16 protein-coding genes are annotated in these 24,107 nt (G+C 68.8%); 14 read left to right on the top strand and 2 right to left on the bottom strand.

Features of this window, described 5'->3' with window-relative positions; translation table 11 throughout:
- Both A5727_RS00745 and A5727_RS00740 read left to right on the top strand, forming a co-directional pair.
- Positions 1-744: a lysophospholipid acyltransferase family protein gene (locus A5727_RS00745; RefSeq protein WP_068242869.1), complete on the top strand. Its 744-nt coding sequence runs from the start codon at positions 1-3 to the stop codon at positions 742-744.
- Positions 744-1,559 (top strand): Cof-type HAD-IIB family hydrolase, encoded by an 816-nt coding sequence (locus tag A5727_RS00740; protein WP_068242866.1) that lies wholly within the window; start codon positions 744-746, stop codon positions 1,557-1,559. The genes A5727_RS00745 and A5727_RS00740 overlap by 1 nt, the downstream gene beginning before the upstream one ends.
- Before the next feature lie 27 nt (positions 1,560-1,586).
- Here the strand turns inward: A5727_RS00740 and A5727_RS00735 are convergent, their stop codons facing one another.
- Entirely contained in the window at positions 1,587-3,203 is a 1,617-nt protein-coding gene (locus A5727_RS00735) for an N-acetylmuramoyl-L-alanine amidase (protein ID WP_068242863.1), read from the bottom strand.
- Between the two features lie 156 nt (positions 3,204-3,359).
- The gene (locus tag A5727_RS00730) at positions 3,360-4,262 is read right to left on the bottom strand and encodes a hypothetical protein (RefSeq protein WP_068242860.1); all 903 of its coding nucleotides are present in this window, start codon (positions 4,260-4,262) and stop codon (positions 3,360-3,362) included.
- Positions 4,263-4,534: 272 nt separating this feature from the next.
- On the opposite strand from A5727_RS00730, the gene glf reads away from it, so the two are divergent.
- The 12 genes from glf (at position 4,535) to pks13 (ending at position 24,093) form a co-directional block, all read left to right on the top strand.
- Positions 4,535-5,749: a UDP-galactopyranose mutase gene (glf, locus tag A5727_RS00725; protein WP_068242857.1), complete on the top strand. Its 1,215-nt coding sequence runs from the start codon at positions 4,535-4,537 to the stop codon at positions 5,747-5,749.
- Entirely contained in the window at positions 5,746-7,671 is a 1,926-nt protein-coding gene (locus A5727_RS00720; protein ID WP_068242855.1) for a glycosyltransferase, read from the top strand. Before glf ends, A5727_RS00720 begins: the two co-directional genes overlap by 4 nt.
- The gene (locus A5727_RS00715) at positions 7,664-8,224 is read left to right on the top strand and encodes a phosphatase PAP2 family protein (RefSeq protein ID WP_068242852.1); all 561 of its coding nucleotides are present in this window, start codon (positions 7,664-7,666) and stop codon (positions 8,222-8,224) included. The genes A5727_RS00720 and A5727_RS00715 overlap by 8 nt, the downstream gene beginning before the upstream one ends.
- A gap of 20 nt (positions 8,225-8,244) precedes the next feature.
- A complete protein-coding gene (locus A5727_RS00710; RefSeq protein WP_502687644.1) occupies positions 8,245-9,147 on the top strand; it encodes a decaprenyl-phosphate phosphoribosyltransferase in 903 nt (300 codons plus the stop codon).
- 91 nt (positions 9,148-9,238) lie between these two features.
- Entirely contained in the window at positions 9,239-11,242 is a 2,004-nt protein-coding gene (gene aftB / locus A5727_RS00705; RefSeq protein ID WP_068242916.1) for a terminal beta-(1->2)-arabinofuranosyltransferase, read from the top strand.
- 138 nt (positions 11,243-11,380) lie between these two features.
- Positions 11,381-12,355: an esterase family protein gene (locus A5727_RS00700; protein WP_082949511.1), complete on the top strand. Its 975-nt coding sequence runs from the start codon at positions 11,381-11,383 to the stop codon at positions 12,353-12,355.
- A gap of 151 nt (positions 12,356-12,506) precedes the next feature.
- Positions 12,507-13,550: an esterase family protein gene (locus tag A5727_RS00695; protein ID WP_068242845.1), complete on the top strand. Its 1,044-nt coding sequence runs from the start codon at positions 12,507-12,509 to the stop codon at positions 13,548-13,550.
- Between the two features lie 181 nt (positions 13,551-13,731).
- Positions 13,732-14,631 (top strand): esterase family protein, encoded by a 900-nt coding sequence (locus A5727_RS00690; protein WP_068242911.1) that lies wholly within the window; start codon positions 13,732-13,734, stop codon positions 14,629-14,631.
- An 89-nt stretch (positions 14,632-14,720) separates the two neighbouring features.
- On the top strand, positions 14,721-15,212 hold the full coding sequence (locus A5727_RS00685) for a hypothetical protein (RefSeq protein ID WP_068242842.1): 492 nt from the start codon (positions 14,721-14,723) through the stop codon (positions 15,210-15,212).
- A 9-nt stretch (positions 15,213-15,221) separates the two neighbouring features.
- The gene (gene culp6 / locus A5727_RS00680; protein WP_068242839.1) at positions 15,222-16,238 is read left to right on the top strand and encodes a carboxylesterase Culp6; all 1,017 of its coding nucleotides are present in this window, start codon (positions 15,222-15,224) and stop codon (positions 16,236-16,238) included.
- A gap of 272 nt (positions 16,239-16,510) precedes the next feature.
- Positions 16,511-18,403: a long-chain-fatty-acid--AMP ligase FadD32 gene (gene fadD32, locus A5727_RS00675; RefSeq protein ID WP_068242836.1), complete on the top strand. Its 1,893-nt coding sequence runs from the start codon at positions 16,511-16,513 to the stop codon at positions 18,401-18,403.
- 86 nt (positions 18,404-18,489) lie between these two features.
- A complete protein-coding gene (pks13, locus tag A5727_RS00670) occupies positions 18,490-24,093 on the top strand; it encodes a polyketide synthase Pks13 (RefSeq protein ID WP_068242833.1) in 5,604 nt (1,867 codons plus the stop codon).
- Positions 24,094-24,107 lie beyond the last annotated feature (14 nt).

Raw genomic sequence — 24,107 nt, 5'->3', positions numbered from 1 at the left:
ATGGAACCCGTTTTCCGCAGCCTCGAGATCGCCGCCGGCATCGCCAGGCGCGTCACCGGAACCAAGATCACGTTCCACGGCCTGGAGAACATTCCCGCCACCGGCGGCGCCGTGATCGCGATCAACCACACCAGCTACATCGACTTCCTCCCCGCCGCACTGGCCGCCACGCAGCGCAGGCGCCGCCTGCGGTTCCTGATCAAGGCCGAGATGCAGGAGGTCAAGTTCGTCAACTTCCTGATCACCCACTCCAAGACCATCCCGGTGGACCGCAGCGCGGGCGCCGGGGCCTATGCCGCGGCCGTCGACCGGCTGCGTGACGGTGAACTGGTCGCGGTGTACCCGGAGGCGACCATCAGCCGGTCCTTCGAGCTCAAGGAGTTCAAGTCCGGCGCCCCGCGGATGGCGCTCGAGGCCCAGGTGCCGCTGATCCCGCTCATCGTGTGGGGGGCCCAGCGGATGTGGACCAAGGACCATCCAAGAAGCCTGGGCCGCAACAAGATTCCGATCACCGTTGTGGTGGGGGATCCGATCCGGCCCGAGGGCACCGCAGACCGTCTGGAGGCGGAGATGCGCAACGCGATGACGACGATCCTGCATCGCGTGCAGGAGGAGTACCCGCATCCCGCGGGTGCGTACTGGGTGCCGCGCCGACTGGGCGGCGGCGCCCCCACCATGGAAGAGGCCAAGGCTCTCGACGAAGCGGAGTTGGCCGAACGCGCGCGAAGGCGGACCCAGCACTGATGACACTGCCCACTCTGATCGCCACCGACGTCGACGGCACGCTGCTCGACGACGACGAGCAGGTCACCCCCCGTACACGAGCCGCCGTCGCGGCCGCCGTCGCAGCCGGGACCCAGTTCGTGCTCGCCACGGGCCGTCCGCCGCGCTGGGTGGCACCCGTCGTCGACGCGCTGGGCTTCGCGCCGCTGGCGGTGTGCGCGAACGGTGCGGTGATCTACGACCCCGCCCAGGATCGGATTCTGTCGGCCCGCACGCTGTCCACCGAGGCGCTGGCCAGGTGGGCTGAGATCGCCAACCGGGCGATCCCCGGTGTGGGTCTGGCGGTGGAGCGGATCGGGCGCAGCGCCCACGACGCCGCCACACCGCAGTTCATCAGCTCGCCCGGCTATGAGCACGCCTGGCTGAACCCGGACAACACCGAGGTGTCGCTGGAGGACCTGCTGGCGGAGCCGGCCGTCAAACTCCTGATCCGCAGGGCCGGGGCGCAGAGCGCCGACATGGCCACCGAGCTGGCCAAATGGGTCGGCGACGACGGGGACATCACCTACAGCACCAACAACGGGCTGATCGAGATCGTCCCGCGCGGGGTCAGCAAGGCCACCGGGGTGGCCGAAGTCGCGGCACCGCAGGGCATCACGGCCGCCGACATCATCGCGTTCGGGGACATGCCCAATGACGTGCCGATGCTCGGCTGGGCCGGACACGGCGTGGCGATGGGCAATGCGCATCCGGAGGCGATCGCCGCGGCCGACGAGGTGACCACGCCCAACTCCGACGACGGCCTGGCGCGGGTCCTCGAACGCTGGTGGCTCTGACCGGTTCCGCTCGCCGGAAGGTCGGGCTCAGCCGACGCTGATCGGGGTGAACCGCTCCAGCTGCACCGGTGGACCATCGGCCGGCGGCGCCGGAAGCTGTTGTGCGACACCGTCGACGACGCGCGTCACGAGTCCGGTCTCGCGGTCGAAGTTGAGCGTGCCGTGCTGGAAGTTCTGCTTGATCCACAGCGGTTCGTGGATCTCCCCGCTGGTGGGCAGCCCCAGCCGACCGCGCTCGTACCCCAGCGAGCCCCACGCGGCGTAGATGGCACCGGTGACCGGAGCGGCGCCGCTGCTCGGTGACCAGTACATGGCGCCCCGCTCGAACGTCGCGTACCGGATGTCACCGTCGGCGGACGCCTCCGGCGACGTCGGTGCGCCCAGAATCGAATCCGGGCCGCCGAGCTTCTGCCACTTGGCGTAGATCGCGCCGCCGCGCAACCGGTCCTCGAGCGTCACGGGTCCCGCGGGTTGACTGAATCGCGCGGCCAGGTCCCGGATCGTGTCCATCGCCGCCAGTGCCGCGGCGCCGGGACACTCGGTGTTGCCGACGTCGCGGTGGGTGAAGATGGTCGGCAGCGTGGGCATCGAGCCGCGGGCGAAGTGGGTGAACTCACCGCCCGCGGAGGTCAGGACGACGGTGCCGCGCGGGTCGACGTGGTCGAGGCCCAGGCGCCAGCCGAGCAGCCGGCCGACCGCGCCCAACTGGGCGTCGGTGGGGCGGTCGACGCTGAACTCGCCGAGCATGGCGACGCCGAATGTGTTGCGGTTGAAGCCACCGGTGTGCGAGCCCTCGACCGGTCGGTCCAGGCCGCCTGCGCGCCCCTCGAACACCTGGCCGTACTTGTCGACCAGCGCGTTGTAGGCGATGTCGCACCAGCCCAGGGTCGCGGTGTGGTACGCCCAGATGGCGCGCACGATCGCCGCGGAATCCTCCGGCGCGTAGTCGTTGCTGCCGGCGGTGTGGTGCACGATCCCGGCGCGCACACCGTCGTCGTAGACCGGGGTGCCGCAGTTGCCTGCCGGTGCCGCGCCCCACTGGGCACGGGTGATGATCGGGGGCGGTTGCCCGGGCGCCATGGCCGCGGTGGGTGGCGTCCACTGCACGTCGACGGGCGCCTGGGGCGGGCTGATCAGGATGGCCGACAGATTCTGGCCGAGTGAGCGTTCGGTGCTGGCGGGGCGGTAACCGAGGTCGTCATGCTTGGGCGGAGCGGTGGTGACCGGTGCGTCCTTGGGCCGGGTCACCGCGATCTGAACCGCCGTGGTGTTGCCGACGAACACCGGATCGGTGCCGGGGGAGCCGCCGGGCGCGTCGTCGCTTCCGGTGGTGCGCAGGGCTTCAGCCGAGTACCAGGGGCCCCAGCTGCCGTCCCCGCGTTTGGCGCGGACCCGGGCCGAGGTGCCGGTCAGGTTGTCGCCGGTGATCGCGACCATGGAGAACGGCGTGGCCTGGGACACCTCGCGAATGCTCTCGCCACCGCCGAGACCGTCGAGTGGTTGTTCGACCAGGCGCGTGTTCGCAGCGCTGGGGGCGTCCTGAGCGGGGGTGTCGTCCACGGCCCAGGGCAGGATCACCGCTGTCGCCGCGATGGCGGTGAGCAGCAGGGCCGGCGGTGGCCGGCGACCGGAGCGACGAGGCACGGACTGATGTTACGTATGTGTCGATTGTTACGTGTGTTTCGACACGGTACGAAAGTGAAACAAGTGAAAACGAGCAACGGCACCGCAGGGTCTTGGGCTCTGGATGGGGTCGAGGGTTTGAGCCCACCCTGCGGTGCCGTCTGTAGGGAGGTGTGTTCAGCCCGCCGCGGGTGCTGCTGCCGCGGCGGCCTCGGCTGCCGGAGCCGCTGCGGCCTGAGCCGCGGGCGCGGCCGACTGCACGGCGCTCATGATCGAGGGCATCACGACGCCTTTGAGCAGGTCGATGGCCTGTCCGGCGCCCAACTGCTGCGCCGCGCTGCTCAGGTCGCTGATCAGGCCGCCACCGCCGGTCGAGGCCGCGGGCACGCCCATGCCCAGTGACGGATCACCGAGGATCGGGTAGGTGCCCGCCATCGGATCGAGGCCGATCGGCGCACTGATGGGCATCTCGGTGCCCAGCCCCAGGCCGGGGGTGGCACCCGGGATCGGCGCCAGCGGATCCGTCGGGGTGAGCGCGGGGTTGAGACCCGTGGTCGGCAGCGACGGCGTCAGGCCGGTCGGGCTCAGCGCCGGGGTCAGCGCCGGGTTGGTCAGTGACGTGTCGCCCAGGCCCGGGGTCGTCGGGCTGGTCAGACCCGGCGTCACCGGGGGCGTGGTCAGGCCCGGGGTGACGGGCGCCGCCGGGACGCCCGGGGTCAGTCCCGGTGTGGCCAGGCTCGGCGTCAGCCCGGGTGTGGCCAGGCTCGGCGTCAGCCCGGGCGCGGCGAGGCTCGGGGTGCCGGCCAGCGCGGGATTGGTCAGTGTGGCCGGCATGGCACCCGCGGGGCTCAGGCCCGTGGGCATGGGCGGCAGGTTGATACCGAACTGGGACAGGCCCTGCTGCAGCGCGGACATCAGCTCGTTGGGCAGGTCGGTCACGACGGCGGCCTGCTTGAACTCATGCTGCTGCGGGGCGGGGTAGAGCTCGGAAACTGCGATGACGGCAAATGGACTCGCGACGGCCATGGCGGCGACTGCGCTCATAGCTGTCGAGAGCCTGCGTCGACGTCGGTTTGGCACGGAAGTCTCCTCAATATCTGGACTACGTGTGTCACAGGAACTACGTGGTCGAACTACGGGATCGACGGTACCGCTGTGACTGTTGTGACTGGAGTGACGATGCGGAATCGTGAGCTAATCGCGACACCGCTGCGTCGCCGTTGAGACGTCCCCGGTACCGTCCTCCGCACCGTCCGACGGCCACAGCGCCTCCGGCAGCGCCCTGAACAGTGAGGAAGCGGCGCAGCCCGTCGAATCGGCCGAAGTGGCCCCGTCAGATACCCTTGCTGCCGATGAGTTCTCCTGATCGAGGTCGCTACGACCTCTTTGTCGTCGGATCCGGTTTCTTCGGTTTGACGATCGCCGAGCGCGTGGCCACCCAGTTGGGCAAGCGCGTCCTCGTCGTCGAGCGGCGACCCCACATCGGCGGCAACGCCTACTCCGAGGCCGAACCGCAGACCGGCATCGAGGTGCACAAGTACGGCGCCCACCTCTTCCACACGTCCAACAAGCGGGTGTGGGACTACGTGCGGCAGTTCACCGACTTCACGGGGTACCAGCACCGTGTCTTCGCGCTGCACAAGGGCCAGGCCTACCAGTTCCCGATGGGGCTGGGCCTGGTGTCCCAGTTCTTCGGCCGCTACTTCACCCCCGACGAGGCGCGGCAGCTCATCAGGGAGCAGGCCGCGGAGATCGCCACCGAAGATGCGGCGAACTTCGAGGAGAAGGCCATCAGCCTGGTCGGCCGGCCCCTCTACGAGGCCTTCATCAAGGCCTACACCGCCAAGCAGTGGCAGACCGATCCCACCGAACTGCCGGCGTCCAACATCACCCGCCTGCCGGTGCGGTACACGTTCGACAACCGCTACTTCAACGACACCTATGAGGGTCTGCCCGTCGACGGCTACACGGCCTGGCTGCAGAACATGGCGGCCGACGAGCGGATCGAGGTCCGCCTGGACACCGACTGGTTCGACGTCCGCGACCAGCTGCGCAGCGAGTCCCCCTCGGCGCCCGTCGTCTACACCGGCCCGCTGGACCGTTACTTCGACTATGCGGAGGGCCGGCTGGGCTGGCGCACCCTCGACTTCGAACTCGAGGTGCTGCCGACCGGAGACTTCCAGGGCACCCCGGTGATGAACTACAACGACGCCGACGTCCCCTACACCCGGATCCACGAGTTCCGGCACTTCCACCCGGAGCGGGCCTACCCGACCGACAAGACCGTCATCATGCGGGAGTACTCGCGGTTCGCCGACAACGACGACGAGCCCTACTATCCGATCAACACCGACGCCGACCGTGCGCTGCTGACGGCTTATCGGTCCCGGGCCAAAGCCGAGACCGCCTCGGCAAAGGTGCTGTTCGGGGGCAGGCTCGGCACCTACCAGTACCTCGACATGCACATGGCGATCGCCAGCGCGCTCAACATGTACGACAACACCCTGGCGCCGCACCTGGTCGACGGTGCGCCCCTGACCGACAGTGAAGAGAGCAGTACAGCATGAGTGACATCCCCTCAGGACCGCTCGGCACAGCGGAGTCCCGGGCGGTCAGCCTGCTGTCCCGGGTGATCCTGCCGCGTCCCGGCGAACCGCTCGATGTGCGCAAGCTCTACATCGAGGAGTCCAACACCAACGTCCGCCGGGCGCACGCCCCGACCCGCACGACGCTCGAGATCGGGTCCGAGTCCGAGGTGTCCTTCGCGACCTACTTCAACGCCTTCCCGGCCAGCTACTGGCGGCGCTGGTCGACGCTGGAGTCGGTGGTGCTGCGCGTCGAACTGACCGGAAGCGCGCGCGTCGACGTGTACCGCACCAAGGCCACCGGGGCGCGCATCACCGTCGGTGGCACGCAGGTGTCCAGCCCGGACCCGTCCACGCCGGCCTGGACCGAGTTCGAGATCGGCCTGGACCCCTTCGAGGACGGCGGCTGGATCTGGTTCGACATCACCACCGAAAGTGCGGTGACGCTGCACAGCGCCGGCTGGTACGCCCCCGTCGAGGCCCCGGGCCGCGCCGACATCGCGGTCGGCATCCCGACCTTCAACCGCCCGTCCGACTGTGTCAACGCGCTGGCCGCGTTGACGTCGGATGAGTTGGTGGACAACGTCATCGGTGCGGTCATCGTCTCCGATCAGGGCAACCGCAAGGCCGTCGACCATCCGGACTTCGCCGCAGCGGCCGAGAAACTGGGCGATCGCCTGTCGATCCACAACCAGCCCAACCTCGGCGGTTCGGGCGGTTACAGCCGGGTGATGTACGAGGCGCTCAAGAACACCGACTGTGAGCAGATCCTGTTCATGGACGACGACATCCGCATCGAGCCCGACTCGATCCTGCGGGCGCTCGCGCTCAACCGGTTCGCCAAGACGCCGACGCTGATCGGCGGGCAGATGCTCAACCTGCAGGAGCCCTCGCATCTGCATGTCATGGGTGAGGTGGTCGACCGGGCCAACTTCATGTGGACCAACGCCCCGTTCACGGAGTACGACCACGACTTCGCCAAGTACCCACTGGCCGACGAGTCGGACAAGAGCCGGCAGCTGCACCGGCGCATCGACGTCGACTACAACGGCTGGTGGATGTGCATGATCCCGCGCCAGGTCGCCGAGGAGCTGGGTCAGCCGCTTCCGCTGTTCATCAAGTGGGACGACGCCGACTACGGTCTGCGCGCGGCCGAGCACGGGTACGGCACGGTGACCATGCCGGGCACCGCGATCTGGCACATGGCCTGGAGCGACAAGGACGACGCGATCGACTGGCAGGCCTACTTCCACCTGCGCAACCGACTGGTGGTCTCGGCACTGCACTGGGACGGCGACGTCAGGGGCCTGCTCAAGAGTTCGATCAAGGCAACGCTCAAACACCTTCTCTGCCTTGAATATTCGACCGTCGCCATTCAGAACCGGGCCATCGAGGACTTCCTCGCCGGGCCCGAGCACATCTTCTCCATCCTGGAGTCGGCGCTGCCCGAGGTGCACCGGATGCGCAAGGAGTACCCCGACGCCGTGGTGCTGCCGGGGGCCACATCGCTGCCCGCACCGTCGGGTCGCCGCGCCGTGCACAAGCCGCCGACGTCGCTGCCCACCATCGGGGTTCGGCTGGCTCGTGGCGTGGCACACCAGCTTCGCAGGGAGAACCGGGCCCACCACGTGCGGCCCGAACTCAACATCGCCACGCAGGATGCCCGCTGGTTCCTGTTGTGCAAGGTCGACGGCGTCACCGTGACGACGGCCGACGGCCGAGGTGTGGTGTACCGGCAGCGTGACCGGGCCAAGATGTTCGAACTGCTGCGCGCCTCACTGCGTCAGCACGCGAAACTCGCACGCAAGTACGACACCATGCGCCGGGTCTACCGGGAGGCGCTGCCCGAACTGACCAGCAGGCAGAGGTGGGAATCGGTGCTGCTGGAATCCACCGATGCGTGACAACGGGGCGGCCAGCGCGGGCAACCAGGACGCGCTCCCGCCGCGGGGTGAGGACGCCGTGCTGGTGGCGGTGCAGTCCGCGTTGGCGACGCGACCCGGTGTGCTCGGTGTCGCCCGGGGGATGTCGCACTTCGGTGAACACAGCCTCGGCTGGATGGCGCTGGCCGCGCTCGGCGCGGTGTTCTCGCGCCGGCGCCGCCGCGAGTGGATCACCGCGGGTGTCGGGGCGTTCACCGCGCACGCGGCGGCCGTGGTCATCAAGCGCGTGGTCCGCCGGACCCGGCCGGACCACCCCGCGATCGCCGTCAACGTCGGGACGCCGAGTCGTCTCAGCTTCCCGTCCGCTCACGCGACCTCGACCACCGCGGCGGCCATCCTGATGGGCCGCGCGACGGGGTTGCCGCTGCCTGCCCTTCTGGTTCCGCCCATGGCGTTGTCACGGATGGTGCTGGGCGTGCACTATCCCAGCGACGTCGCGACCGGTGTCCTGGTGGGTGCGGTGGTGGCCAGAGCGACTGAGGCGATTGCCGATCGGATCGAAGGAGCCCAGTGAGCGAGCAGAGGACGCAGAAGGTGGCCGGCGAACCCGGCCCGCCCAGCAATCTGTTCAGCGGTGTCATCAAGGCACTGCGCCCGCGGCAGTGGGTGAAGAACCTGCTGGTGCTGGTGGCGCCGCTGGCGGCACTGGGCACCGACGTCGAATACGACTACGGGTTCCTGCTCACCCACGTCGCGATCGCGTTCGTGGTGTTCTGCATGGCCGCCTCGTGCATCTACCTGATCAACGACGCACGCGACGTCGAGGCCGACCGGCAGCACCCGACCAAACGGTTCCGCCCGATCGCGGCCGGCGTGGTGCCGGAGTCGCTGGCCTACACACTGGCTGTGGCGCTCGGCGTGGCAGCGCTGGTGATCGCCTACTTCGCCAGCCCCAGCCTGGCCGTGGTGATCGGCGTCTACATCGCCATCCAGCTGGCCTACTGCTTCGGGCTCAAACACCAGGCGGTGCTCGACATCTGCATCGTCTCGTCGGCATACCTGATCCGAGCCATCGCGGGCGGCGCGGCCACCAACATCCAGCTCTCGCAATGGTTCCTGCTGGTGATGGCGTTCGGCTCGCTGTTCATGGCGGCGGGCAAGCGCTACGCCGAACTGCAGTTGGCCGAGCGCACCGGCGCCAAGATCCGCAAGTCGCTGGAGAGCTACACCAGCAGCTATCTGCGGTTCGTGTGGACGCTGTCGGCCACCGCGGTGGTGCTGTGCTACGGCCTGTTCGCCTTCGAGCGCGACGGTGGCACGGCGTCCTGGTGGGCCGTCTCGATCATCCCGTTCACCGTGGCGATCCTGCGCTACGCGGTCGACATCGACGGTGGCATCGCCGGCGAACCAGAGGACATCGCCCTGCGCGACCGGGTCCTGCAACTGCTGGCCCTGGCGTTGATCGGAACAGTCGGTGCCGCAATCTACTTCGGGTGACACCGTCGTGCTGGCCTCCCGTCAGCCGGCACCACCCACGCTGAGACGGGCACCGAGGGCGACGCCCGCTCCCACCTCGGCGACCGAACCGATCGCGCCCGACGGGCACGATCGGCGGACACCTCCGCCCGCGCCACCGCTCAAACCCGTCTTCCCCCTGCCAGTGTCGGCGCGGATCAGCCTGTGGTGCAGCATCCTCGTCGTCACGGTGCTCTTCGGATGGGGCGCCTGGCAGCGGCGCTGGATCGCCGACGACGGACTGATCGTGCTGCGCACGGTCCGAAACCTGATGGCCGGCAACGGACCGGTGTTCAACGCCGGGGAGCGGGTGGAGGCCAACACCTCCACACTGTGGACCTACGTCATGTACCTCGGCGGCCTCGTCGGCGGTCCGGCGCGCCTGGAGTACGTCGCGTTGGCCCTCGCGCTGACGCTGTCGCTGGTCGGCGTGGTGCTGCTGATGCTCGGCGCGGCCCGGTTGTTCGCCCCGAGCCTGCAGGGGCGCAGCGCCGTGCTGCTGCCCGCGGGCGTCCTGGTGTACATCGCGATTCCGCCCGCGCGTGACTTCGCCACCTCCGGTCTGGAGAACGGGCTGGTGCTGACCTACATCGGACTGCTGTGGTGGATGGCGGTCTGCTGGTCGCAGGGCCTGCGCGCCGAGGCTGTGCGCGCGCCGTCCCGGTTCAGCGCCACCGGGCCGGGATTCGTTGCGGCACTGGCGTTTGTGGCCGGGTTGAGTGTGCTGATCCGCCCCGAACTCGCGCTCGTCGGCGGCGGCGTGCTGGTCATGCTGCTGCTCAGCACGCGCGGGTGGCGGCACCGGCTGATGGTCGTGGTCGCGGGCGGCCTGCTGCCCGTGGGCTACCAGATCTTCCGGATGGGCTACTACGCGCTGATTGTGCCCGGAACCGCGGTGGCCAAGGACGCCTCGGGATCCAAATGGGAGCAGGGCTTCATCTACCTGGCCAACTTCAACAAGCCCTACGCGCTGTGGATCCCGGCCATCCTGCTGGTGGCGCTGGCCCTGCTGCTGGCGGCCACCCACAGTCGGCCCTGGTGGATCGACCAGAGCGTCTCGCGCGAGCACCCGCGCTGGGCCCGCACGCTGCAGCGGCCCCCCGTGGTGGCCGCGTTCTTCGTGGTCAGCGGCCTGATCCAGGCCGTCTACTGGGTCCGCCAGGGCGGCGACTTCATGCACGGCCGGGTGCTGCTGACCCCGGTGTTCCTGATGCTCGCGCCGGTGGCGGTGATTCCCGTGGTCAAGCCCGACGGCGCCCGGTTCTCGCGAGAGGCCGGGTATCTGCTCGCAGGCGCCACCACGGTGCTGTGGGGCTGCGTGGTCGGTTGGTCGCTGTGGGCGGCCAACTCACCCGGTCTGGGCCCCGACGCCACCCGCGTCACGCACTCCGGAATCGTCGACGAGCGCAGGTTCTACGCGCAGGCCACCGGTCATGCCCACCCGTTGACGGCGGCCGACTACCTCGACTACCCCCGGATGCGCGCCGCCCTGGTCGCCATCAACAACACACCCGATGGTGCCCTGCTGCTGCCCTCAGGCAACTACGACCAGTGGGACGTCGTGCCCGCGATCCCGCCTCCACCGCGTCCGCCGGGTGCGCCGCCCCGGACCGAACGAGGCCCGCACACAATCTTTTTCACCAACCTCGGGATGACGGGGATGAATCTCGGGCTCAACGTCCGGGTGATCGACCAGATCGGATTGGCCAACCCGTTGGCCGCGCACACCGAGCGCCTCGAGGACGGCCGGATCGGCCACGACAAGAATCTGTTCCCGGACTGGGCGGTGGCCGAGGGTCCGTTCCTCAAGGAACCGCCCTACATTCCGACCTATCTCGATGAGGGCTGGATCCGTGAGGCCCAGGCCGCACTGCAGTGCCCCGCCACAGACGCGGTGCTGACCTCGATTCGGGCTCCGTTGGGTCCGCGCCGGTTCCTGTCGAACGTGCTGCATGCCTACGACTACACGAAGTACCGCATCGACCGGGTGCCGCAGTACGAACTGCTGCGCTGCGGACTGCAGGAGCCCGAACTGCCCACCGCCCCCTACACTGGCCTACCGGCTACGGGCCCGTGACCGCAGGCCCTGACACGACGGGGCCTCTCGAGCTCCTTCGGTAACGCTGCGGGACTGCGCGGGCGATACGGATGCAGGAGGTGCGGTTCGCACGCACCGGCCGCGAGTGTGAACGAACGGATGGAACACGTCTTGAGAATGAGGACGACTGGTGTGCTGCCTGCTGCGCGCCGCCTGATCGCCCTGGTCGCGGCTGCGCTGACCATTCCCGCGGTCTCGCTGGTCGCGGGCGCACCCACCGCCGCGGCGTTTTCCCGCGAGGGTCTGCCGGTGGAGTACCTCGATGTGTACTCGGCGGCCATGGGCCGCAACATTCGGGTGCAGTTCCAGGGCGGCGGACCGCACGCGGTCTACCTGCTCGACGGTCTGCGCGCCCAGGACGACTACAGCGGGTGGGACATCAACACCCCGGCGTTCGAGTGGTTCTACGAGTCCGGCGTCTCGGTGGTCATGCCGGTCGGCGGGCAGTCCAGCTTCTACAGCGACTGGTACTCGCCGTCGAACTTCAACAAGCAGGGCTACACATACAAATGGGAGACATTCCTCACTCGTGAGCTGCCCGCCCACCTCGCGGCCACCAAGTCGGTGTCGCCGAGCGGCAACGCCGTGGTGGGGCTGTCGATGTCCGGTGGCGCGGCGCTGATCCTGTCGGCCTACCACCCCGGACAGTTCCGCTTCGCGGCGTCGCTGTCGGGGTTCCTCAACCCGTCGACCGCCTTCATGAAGCAGGCCATCCGGGTCGCGATGCTCGACGCCGGGGGCTACAACGTGGACAACATGTGGGGGCCGCCGTGGGACCCGGCCTGGAAGCGCAACGACCCGGTGGTCCAAGTGCAGACGATCGTCAACAACGGCACCCGGCTGTGGATCTACTGCGCACCCGGCGGGCAGACCGAGATCGATGAGAACGCCGACCCGAACCAGGCGCTGAACGCCACCAGCCTGGAGACGCTGGCGATCGGCAGCAACAGGCGATTCCAGGAGAAATACCTCGCTGCAGGGGGCACCAACGCCACCTTCAATTTCCCGCCCGCGGGTAACCATTCGTGGGCGTATTGGGGGCAACAACTGCAGGCCATGAAGCCCGATCTGATCGCGACGCTGGCCGGTTAGCTGGAGACGACGAGAAGAGATCGAGTCGAGGACCTGTGGTTGACTACATGAACACGTTGGACTTTGTCGGTGGCGGAACGAGGGCCGCTGCGAGGAGTCAGTTGACGCCGGATCGTGCGGCGTACACGAAAAAGATGGGATGGGAAGCTCTATGAAACTTGTCGAGAAGATGCGCGGTGCGTGGGGGCGCCGCCTCGCTGCTGGAGCCGCTGCGGCGGCACTGCTGCCCGGTCTGATCGGCGTTGTCGGCAGCACCGCAACGGCGAGCGCGTTCTCCCGTCCGGGCCTGCCCGTGGAGTACCTGGATGTGCCGTCGGCCGGTATGGGCCGCGACGTCCGGGTCCAGTTCCAGAGCGGTGGCCCGAACTCGCCCGCGGTGTACCTGCTCGACGGTCTGCGCGCCCAGGACGACTTCAACGGGTGGGACATCAACACGCAGGCGTTCGAGTGGTACTACGGCTCGGGCCTCTCGGTCGTCATGCCGGTCGGCGGCCAGTCCAGCTTCTACAGCGACTGGTACAAGCCGGCGTGCGGTAAGGCCGGTTGCCAGACCTACAAGTGGGAGACCTTCCTCACACAGGAACTTCCCGCGTACCTCGCGGGCAGGGGCGTCGACAGCACCCGCACCGCGGCCGTCGGCCTGTCGATGGCCGGTTCGGCCGCGCTGACCCTGGCCATCTGGCATCCGAACCAGTTCCAGTACGCCGCCTCGCTGTCGGGCTACCTGAACCCGTCCGAGGGGTGGTGGCCGTTCCTGATCAACATCTCGATGGGTGACGCGGGCGGCTACAAGGCCGACGACATGTGGGGCAAGACCGAGGACGCGAGCAGCGCCTGGAAGCGCAACGACCCGATGGTCAACATGGACCGTCTCGTCGCCAACAACACCCGCATCTGGATCTTCTGCGGTAACGGCAAGCCCGCCGAGGTCAACGGCAGCATCGCGGGTGACAACCTGCCCGCGAAGTTCCTCGAGAGCTTGACGCTGCGCACCAACAAGACGTTCAAGGACGAGTACATCGCCGCCGGCGGCACCAACGGTGTCTTCAACTTCCCGGCGGGCGGAACGCACGACTGGCCCTACTGGGGACAGCAGCTGCAGGCGATGAAGCCGGACATCCAGCGTGTGCTGGGTGCCACCCCGCAGGACCCGGCCGCGCTGGCCGCTGCGGAGCCGGTCGGCAACGGCGGATAGCACCAGCGGTCGAACAGACCAGCGACAGAAGGCGGCGGCCCCGCAGGGGCCCCCCCCTTCTCGCATGTGCCGGCTCCGCGGAATGCCCCGACCCTGCGACCGGTGCTGCGGTGATGTGATTCACTACGTTGCGGGTGGGGCGAGTCGAAGTCGGTGAGGGGCGCACAAGGTGGGTGTCAGCATGCTGAGAATCGTTGTCCGGGCATTCTGCGCCCTGGCGTTGACCGCCTCGCTGTGGGGCGCGGGCGCCGTGCATGGCGGATCGGGCGTCGCGCACGCCGACGGCGTGGAGTACCTGCAGGTGCCCTCGGCGGCCATGGGCCGGGACATCCCGGTGGCGTTCCAGGGCGGCGGACCGCATGCCGTGGTGCTGCTGGACGCGTTCAACGCCGCCCCGGACGTCAGCAACTGGGTGACCGTGGGCAACGCGATGAACACCCTGGGCGGGCGCGGTGTCTCGGTCGTGGCCCCCGCCGGTGGTGCATTCAGCATGTACACCAACTGGGAGCAGGACGGCAGCAAGCAGTGGGAGACGTTCCTGAGCAGTGAGCTGCCCGACTGGCTCGCCGCCAACAAGGGCCTCGCCCCCGTCGGCCACGCGATCGTCGGCGCCGCACAGGGCGGCACGGCCGCGGTGACGCTGGCCGCGTTCTACCCGAACCGGTACCGCTACGCGGGATCGATGTCGGGCTTCATGAATCCGTCCAACACGTTCCTCAACGGTGCGATCCAGGCCGGCATGATGCAGTTCGGCGGCGCCGACGCCAACCGGATGTGGGGCCCGGCCCAGCTGGGGCGCTGGAAGTGGCACGACCCCACGGTGCACTCGCAGCTGCTGATCGACAACAACACCCGGCTGTGGGTCTACAGCCCGCAGACCCTGACGGCCAGCGACCCGGCCGCGATGATCGGCTACGCCGATCAGGCGCAGGGCAGCAACCGTTCGTTCTACGCGCAGTACCGGTCCAACGGTGGCGGCAACGGCCATTTCGACTTCCCGACCACCGGGGACCACGGCTGGGGTTCGTGGGCACCGCAGTTGGGTGCGATGTCGGGTGACATCGTCGCCGCCATCCGTTAGGGGTTAGCCGGGCGCGGTTCGGACACAGTTGGGTATCGCCCTGCCGTGGGCATAACCCTGCATATGTTTTCAGCCGGTACCGTGGAGACGTGCAGAACCGGGCCGGTCTCAGAGCCGGAGGGCGTACCGCCCTCCTGGCCGGACTGTCGTTGCTGATCGCCGTGGCGTCCGCCGCCCTGGTGTGCGGTTGCACGCCCGGAGAACACGTGCAGAAGTCCCCGGCGGTGCCGCACCACCCGGGCGGAGCGCCCGGACCCGGAAACCTCCCGGCCCTGGCGGTGCCGGACCCGGCGGTCGCCAGCAACTTCTCCATGTCGGCCGAGCAACGCGCCTACCTCGATGCGCTCAATGACGCAGGCGTGCACCCGTCGAGTGATCTGCTGGGGTTGTCGATAGGCTCGTACATCTGTCAGGCACATGCCGCGGGCCAGAACGATCAGGCGGTGCGCGATTTCGTGCTCCCCCTGGTTCGCGGTGACATTCGCGGAGCGCAACCCGGAGTCACGGTGACCTCGCTGGCCAGCCAGGTCGACGATGTGACCTCGACCTACATGCGCATCGCAACCGACCGACTCTGCTAGCAGGAGAAGATGGCTCGCACCTCTAAGACCGCGCGGCGCCGTCGGCACCGCATCCTGGGCATCATCGCGGCCGCGGCCGTCGCCGTCGTCATCGCGCTCGTGGTGGCGATCATCGTCGTCATCGTGCGTCGTCCCGAAGGGCCGACCACCGCGGTTCCCCCGACGGCCGTGCCGCCGACGCAGACCACGCCGGGCAAGAAGCCGCGTCCCGAGTTCCAGGACGCGAGTTGCCCCGACGTGCAGGCGCTGGTGATTCCGGGCACCTGGGAGTCCTGGCCCACGGATGACCCGTTCAACCCGACGCAGTTCCCGATGTCGCTGATGCTGAAGGTCAGCGCACCGCTGCAGCAGCAGTTCGGCTCCGATCGAGTGCAGGTGTACACGGTTCCCTACACCGCGCAGTTCCACAATCCGTTCTCCGCCGACAAGCAGATGTCCTACAACGACAGCCGCGCCGAGGGCACCCGCGCCGCGGTCAAGGCGCTCACCGAGATGAACGAGCGGTGCCCGTTGACCAGCTATGTGCTCATGGGCTTCTCGCAGGGCGCCGTCATCGCGGGCGACATCGCCAGCGACATCGGCAACGGACGCGGTCCGGTGGATGAGGACCTGGTTCTCGGTGTGACGTTGATCGCCGACGGGCGGCGTCAAACCGGTGTGGGCAAGGACATCGGCCCCACGCCCCCCGGCCAGGGCGCCGAGGTGACGCTGCACGAGGTGCCCATGCTGTCGACGCTCGGTCTGACCATGACCGGCCCGCGTCCGGGAGGATTCGGTGCGCTCAACGACCGGGTCAACCAGATCTGCGGTCCGGGCGATCTGATCTGCGCCGCGCCGGAGGGTGCCTTCAGCATCACCAATCTGCCTCGGACCCTGGAGACGCTGGCCGGGGGAGCGGGTCAACCCGTGCACGCGCTGTACGCGACCCCCCAGTTCTGGAGTCTGGACGGTGCGCCGGCGACGGACTGGACCGCCAATTGGGCGCGGGGCCTCATCGAGAATGCGCCGCACCCCAAACACGGCTAGGCCGCGCGGGAGATTCCGTCTCGGTCAGGTCACAGACGGTGTGACGTTGGTACAGAGATTTGGCGACCGACCTACCGGCCCGTAACATTAAGAACTGACTAAGAGCAGTGGTTGCTGCTCCCTGCGCGTAACCGGTCGAACCGGAACTGCGCCCCCACCGCATCTGTACGATCTGTGGGGTTTGGGATCAGCGGCAGTGCGATGCGGCGGCCCATGCCGCACCGCACGCTCGTGACGGCTGAGCACACAGGCGTTTTCGACAGGAGAGATGTATGGCGTTCCACAACCCTTTCATCAAGGACGGGCGGATCGTCTTCCCCGAAAATGCGAGCATCGTCAAACACGTCGAGACGTGGGCCAAGGTGCGTGGCGACAGCCTCGCCTACCGGTTCCTGGACTTCTCCACCGAGCGTGACGGTGTCGCCCGCGATCTGACCTGGTCGGAGTTCAGCGCCCGGAACAAGGCCGTGGCCGCCCGCCTGCAGCAGGTCACCGAACCCGGTGACCGCGTCGCGATCCTGTGCCCGCAGAACCTGGACTACCTCGTCGCCTTCTTCGGCGCGCTCTACGGCGGCCGCATCGCGGTGCCGCTGTTCGACCCGTCCGAGCCCGGCCACGTCGGCCGCCTGCACGCGGTGATCGACGACTGTGAGCCGTCGGCCATCCTGACCACCACCGAGGCCGCCGAGGGCGTCCGCAAGTTCTTCCGCAGCCGGCCCGCCAAGGAACGTCCCCGCGTCATCGCGGTCGACGCCATCCCCGACGAGGTCGCCGCGACATGGGTCCAGCCCGACGAGCCGGACGAGACCACCATCGCGTACCTGCAGTACACCTCGGGTTCGACGCGCATCCCGACCGGTGTGCAGATCACCCACCTGAACCTGGCCACCAACGTGCTGCAGGTCGTGGAGGCGCTCGACGGCGACGACGGCGACCGCGGCCTGTCCTGGCTGCCGTTCTTCCACGACATGGGCCTGATCACGGCCCTGCTGTCGCCCATGATCGGTTACCGCTTCACCTTCATGACCCCCGCGGCGTTCGTGCGCCGGCCCGAGCGCTGGATCCGCGAGCTCGCGCGCAAGCCCGAGGACACCGGCGGCACCATCTCGGTCGCGCCCAACTTCGCGTTCGACCACGCGGCCGCGCGCGGTGTGCCCAAGGAGGGTTCGGAGCCGCTGGACCTGTCGAACGTCAAGGCCATCCTCAACGGCAGCGAGCCCATCTCGGCGGCCACCGTGCGCCGGTTCAACGAGGCGTTCGGTCCCTTCGGCTTCCCGCCCAAGGCCATCAAGCCGTCCTACGGGCTGGCCGAGGCGACGCTGTTCGTCTCGACCACACCGAGCACCGAGGAACCGCGGATCGTCTCGGTGGATCGGGACGAGCTCAACTCGGGCCGGTTCGTCGAGGTGTCCCCCGACTCGCCGAAGGCGGTGGCTCAGGCCGGCGCGGGCAAGGTCGGACTCGACGAGTGGGCCGTCATCGTGGACGCCGAGTCGGCCACCGAGCTTCCCGACGGGCAGATCGGTGAGATCTGGATCAGTGGCCAGAACATGGGCACCGGATACTGGGGCAAGCCGGAGGAGACCCGCGAGACCTTCCAGAACATCCTGAAGTCCCGCACCAGCCCGTCGCACGCCGAGGGCGCCGCCGACGAGGCCACCTGGGTGCGCACCGGCGACTACGGCGCCTACTACGACGGCGAGCTGTTCATCACCGGTCGCGTCAAGGATCTGGTGATCATCGACGGCCGCAACCACTACCCGCAGGACCTGGAGTACTCGGCGCAGGAGGCCAGCAAGGCCCTGCGCACCGGGTACGTCGCGGCCTTCTCGGTGCCGGCCAACCAGCTTCCCGACGAGGTCTTCGAGAACGCGCACTCCGGTATCAAGCGCGATCCCGACGACACCTCGGAGCAGCTGGTGATCGTGGCCGAGCGTGCCCCGGGCGCCCACAAGCTCGAGGTCGGACCCATCACCGACGACATCCGTGCGGCGATCGCCGTGCGTCATGGCGTCACGGTCCGCGACGTGCTGCTGACCGCCGCGGGCGCCATCCCGCGCACCTCCAGCGGCAAGATCGGCCGCCGGGCCTGCCGCGCCGCCTACCTGGACGGCACGCTGCGCGCGGGCAAGGTCGCCAACGCCTTCCCGGACGCATTGGACTGACAACACGAGGCGAACCCGAGAGCGAGCCGAGGACGGGCTCTCGACGCCCTCAAGACTCCGCCGAAGAGAAGTGAGTGAGGCCTTCGATGTCTGAAGACAACGCCAATCCCGACACCCCATCGGCCGAGCAGAAGGCGGAGGGTTCCGCCACGCCGCCGGCACGCACCGACATGTCCGTGCCGGAGATGCGTGAATGGCTGCGCAACTGGGTGGCCAACGCCACCGGCCAGCCCGCGGACTCCATCAACGAGTCCGCCCCGATGGTCGAACTCGGGCTGTCCTCGCGGGACGCCGTCGCGATGGCCTCGGACATCGAGGACCTGACCGGCACCACGCTGACCGCCACGGTCGCGTTCAAGCACCCCACCATCGAGGCGCTGGCGCAGGTGATCGTCGAGGGCGAGCCCGAAGAGGACCTGTCCGCTCTGGACGACGAGGACTGGTCGCGCGACACCGGTGGCGACTCGGGCGAGTGGGACGTCGCGATCGTCGGCCTGGCCACCCGGTTCCCCGGCGACATGAACACGCCGGACGAGACGTGGGCCGCGCTCATGGAGGGCCGCGACGCCATCACCGACCTGCCCGAGGGCCGGTGGGAGGAGTTCCTCTCCGAGCCGCGCATCGCCGAGCGGGTCGCCAAGGCCCGCACCCGCGGCGGCTACCTCTCGGACATCAAGGGCTTCGACGCCGAGTTCTTCGCGCTGTCGAAGATGGAGGCCGACAACATCGATCCACAGCAGCGGATGGCTCTCGAGCTGACCTGGGAAGCATTGGAGCACGCCAGGATCCCGGCCTCGAGCCTTCGCGGCACACCGGTCGGGGTGTTCGTTGGATCCTCGACCAACGACTACCAGTTCCTCGGCGTCGCTGACCCGACGACGGCGCACCCGTACGCCATCACCGGCACCGCGAGCTCCATCATCGCCAACCGGGTGTCCTACTTCTACGACTTCCGCGGACCGTCGATGGCCATCGACACCGCGTGCTCGTCCTCACTGGTCGCGATCCACGAGGGCGTGAAGGCGCTGCGTTCCGGCGAGGCCGACGTCGTCGTGGCCGGTGGCGTGAACGCGCTCGTCACACCCCTGGTGACCATCGGTTTCGACGAGGTCGGCGGCGTGCTGGCACCCGACGGCCGGATCAAGTCGTTCTCCTCCGACGCCGACGGGTACGCCCGGTCCGAGGGCGGCGGCATGATCGTGCTCAAGCGGGTCGCCGACGCGCGCCGTGACGGTGACGAGATCCTGGCCGTCATCGCGGGTTCGGCGGTCAACCACGACGGTCGCTCCAACGGCATGCTCGCGCCCAACCCGGACGCGCAGGCCGAGGTGCTGCGCAAGGCCTACAAGGACGCCGGCATCGACCCGCGCACCGTCGACTACATCGAGGCGCACGGCACCGGCACCATCCTGGGTGACCCGATCGAGGCCGACGCGCTGGGACGTGTCGTCGGCAAGGGCCGTGCCGCCGACAAGCCCGCACTGCTGGGTGCGGTGAAATCCAATGTCGGACACCTGGAGTCGGCCGCCGGCGCGGCGAGCATCGCCAAGGTCGCCCTGGCGATCAAGAACGACAAGATCCCGCCGTCGATCAACTACGCGGGCCCCAACCCGTACATCGACTTCGACAAGGAACACCTCAAGGTCGCCAACGAGGTGACCGAGTGGCCGCGCTACAGCGGCCACAAGATCGCAGGTGTCTCCGGTTTCGGTTTCGGCGGCGCCAACGCCCACCTGGTGGTGCGCGAGGTTCTGCCCAGTGATCTCGTTGCGCCCGAACCGGTTTCGGAATCGAAGTCCGATGACGCGGCCACCAGCGAGGCCAACGCGGTCTATGTCGGCGGCGTCCGGATGGACGAGTACGGCGAGTTCATCGACGACGACGACGATCGCGGCGATGACGAGTTCTATGGCCGCGCCGTCGACGCGGAACCGGAACTGCCCGGCCTGACCGACGAGGCCCTGCGGCTGCTCGAGGTGGCGCGCGAGGAGCTCGCGGCCTCCGAAGACGAGATCAAGCCGATTGTGCCGCTGGCGGTTTCGGCGTTCCTGACCTCGCGCAAGCGGACCGCGGCGGCCGAGTTGGCCGACTGGATCGACAGCGAGGCCGGCCGTGCCACCTCGCTGGAGGCCATCGGACGTTCGCTCTCGCGCCGCAACCACGGCCGCTCCCGGGCCGTCGTCCTGGCCCACGACCACGACGAGGCGGTCAAGGGTCTGCGCGCGCTGGCCGAGGGCAAGCAGAGCCCGCTGGTCCTGGCGGCCGATGGTCCGGTGACCAACGGCCCGGTCTGGGTGCTCGCCGGATTCGGCGCCCAGCACCGCAAGATGGGCAAGAGCCTGTACCTGCGCAACGACGTGTTCGCCGAGTGGATCAACAAGGTCGACGCGCTGATCCAGGACGAGCGCGGCTACTCGATCGTCGAGCTGATCCTCGACGACTCCGTCGACTACACCGACGAGACCTGCGAATACCCCATCGAAGTCGTGCAGCTGGTGATCTTCGCCATCCAGATCGCGCTCGGTGAGGTGCTCCGCCACCACGGCGCGGCACCCGCGGCCGTCGTGGGCCAGTCGCTCGGTGAGGCGGCCGCCGCGTATTTCTCCGGCGGCCTGAGCCTGGCCGACGCCACCCGCACCATCTGCTCGCGCAGCCACCTCATGGGCGAGGGCGAGGCGATGCTGTTCGGCGAGTACATCCGCCTGATGGCGCTGGTCGAATACTCCGCCGACGAGATCAAGACCGTGTTCTCCGACTACCCGGACCTCGAGGTCTGCGTGTACGCCGCCCCGACGCAGACGGTCATCGGCGGCCCGCCGGACCAGGTCGACGCGATCATCGCGCGCGCCGAGTCCGAGGGGAAGTTCGCCCGCAAGTTCCAGACCAAGGGCGCCAGCCACACCCAGCAGATGGACCCGCTGCTGGGTGAGCTCACCGCCGAACTGCAGGGCATCGAACCGCTGCCACTGGTCACCGGCTACTTCTCCACGGTGCACGAGGGCGGCTACATCCGCCCGGGCGGCGAGCCCATCCACGACGTCGAATACTGGAAGAAGGGCCTGCGCCACAGCGTGTACTTCACGCACGGCATCCGCAACGCCGTCGACTCCGGGTACACGACCTTCGTCGAACTGGCTCCCAACCCGGTTGCGCTCATGCAGGTGGGCCTGACGACCGCGGCCGCAGGACTGCACGACGCCCAGCTCATCGCGACGCTGGCGCGCAAGCAGGATGAGGTCGACTCGATGACGGTGGCACTGGCCAATCTCTACGTGCACGGCCACGACCTCGACTTCCGGACGCTGTTCCCGAACCCCACGGATCGGCCCATCGACCCGGCGACCGACTACGCCGACGTCCCGCCCACCCGCTTCCGCCGCAAGCCGTACTGGCTGGACGCGAAGTTCACCGGTGACGCATCGGTGCTCATGCCGGGCAACCATGTCGCCACGCCGGACGGCCGGCACATCTGGGAGTACGCGCCCAAGGCCGCGGTCACCGCGACGGACCTGTCCAACCTGGTGAAAGCCGCTGCGACCCAAGTGCTTCCGGACGCGCAGCTGACGGCGTTCGAACAGCGCGCGATCCCGGGTGAGGGGTCACGCCTGGTCACCACGCTGACCCGGCACCCCGGCGGTGCCACGGTGCAGGTGCACGCCCGCATCGAGGAGTCCTTCACGCTGGTCTTCGACGCGGTGGTGACCCGGGCCGGACAGGCCGCGGCGCTGCCCACCGCGTCCGCCGCGGGTGCGGCCGTCGCGCTGCCGTCAGCCGGCACCGACGTGGTGTCGGCCGCGGTGCTCGAACCCGAGGTCGTCGACGACGCCTCGATCCTGTCCGACAACCTCACCGCCGGTGCGAATCTCGGTGCCGGCTTCGCCAAGTGGTCGCCGGACTCCGGGGAGACCGTGGGTGACCGGTTGGCCGCGATCGTCGGCGGCGCAATGGGTTACGAGCCCGAGGACCTGCCTCGCGAGGTCCCGCTGATCGAGCTGGGGCTGGACTCGCTGATGGCCGTGCGGATCAAGAACCGCGTCGAGTACGACTTCGACCTGCCGCCCATCCAGCTGCAGGCCGTGCGCGACGCCAACCTCTACAACGTCGAGCAGCTGATCATCTACGCCGTCGAGCACCGCGACGAGGTGTCCGAACTGCATCAGTTCCAGCAGACCGCCAGCCCCGAGGAGTACGCCAAGGCGCAGGCCGAACTGCTGGGCGGTGCGAGCACGGCCGCCGAGATCGAGCAGCGCCTGGCGGAGGTGGCCGCGCAGGCCGACGGCGATGTGGCGACGGCGCCCGCCGACGAGGCCGACGGCCCGTCCGCCGAGCCCGCGGTGGCCGCCGAGGCCGCCGAGCTGAACGCCCAAGCCCTTGGCTCCGCGGCCGATGGGGGAACCGCGGCGAGCATCCCGCCGCCGCCGACCAATCCGGCTGGGCCGGTTCCCACCCCCCCGCCCCCTACTAACCCCGCCGGGCCGGCCGTGGCGCAACCCGTCACCCCTGCCGCCGATGAGGAGAAGCCGGGTCCGGACCTGGCCGCTGCCGCGGCCGCGCTGAACCAGCAGGCCGTCGCCGCCGCCCTGAACTCCGACGTCCCCCCGCGCGACGCGGCGGAGCGTCTGACGTTCGCGACGTGGGCGATCGTCACGGGCAAGTCGCCGGGCGGCATCTTCAACTCGCTGCCCGCACTCGACGACGACACCGCGGCCAAGTTGGCGCAGCGACTGTCCGAGCGCGCCGAGGGCACCATCACGGCCGAGGACGTGAAGTTCGCACCCACGATCGAGGCACTGTCCACCACGGTGCGCGAGTTCCTCGAAGCCGGTGAGCTCGACGGGTTCGTGCGCACCATCCGCGCACCCGAGAACGACGACCAGGTGCCGGTGTATGTGTTCCACGCCGCGGGCGGATCGACGGTGGTGTACGAGCCGCTGCTCAACCGGCTCCCGGCCGGCACTCCGATGATCGGCCTGGAGCGTGTCGAGGGCACCATCGAGGAGCGCGCCGCGCAGTACGTGCCGAAGCTGTTGGAGCTCAACGGCTGGACGGACGGTGCCAAGGCCAAGCCGTTCCTGCTGGCCGGCTGGTCGCTCGGGGGCGCGCTGTCCTACGCATGCGCGATCGGTCTCAAGGAGGCCGGCGCTGACGTGGAGTTCGTCGGCCTGATCGACACGGTGCGCCCCGGCACGCCGATCGACCAGAGCAGGGAGGGCACCCGCCAGCGCTGGGCCCGCTACGCGAAGTTCGCCGAGAAGACCTTCAACGTGCAGATCCCGGAGATCCCGTACGAGCAGCTCGAGGAACTCGACGACGCGGGTCAGGTGCAGTTCGTCCTGGACGCCGTCAAGGAGTCCGGCGTGCAGATTCCGGGTGGCATCATCGAACACCAGCGCACGTCGTACCTGGACCAGCGGACCCTCGAGATCGCGGTGCCGCAGCCGTACGACGGGCACGTGGTGCTCTACATGGCCGACCGCTACCACGACGATGCCATCACCTTCGAGCCCGCGTACTCCACGCGTCAGCCCGACGGCGGCTGGGGCGAGTTCGCCTCGGACCTGGAGGTGGTGAACATCGGCGGCGAGCACATCCAGGCCATCGACGAGCCCTACATCGCTAAGGTCGGGGCACACATGAGCCAGGCGATCACCAAGATCCAGGCAGAGCAGAAGGGTAACCAGTCATCGTGACTGAAGAATCCGTC

It is taken from the genome of Mycobacterium sp. ACS4331, from assembly GCF_001667265.1.
Taxonomy (GTDB): Bacteria; Actinomycetota; Actinomycetes; order Mycobacteriales; family Mycobacteriaceae; genus Mycobacterium.
Note: the sequence above shows the minus strand (reverse complement) of the source record. Positions and strands in the feature narration are given on the sequence as shown.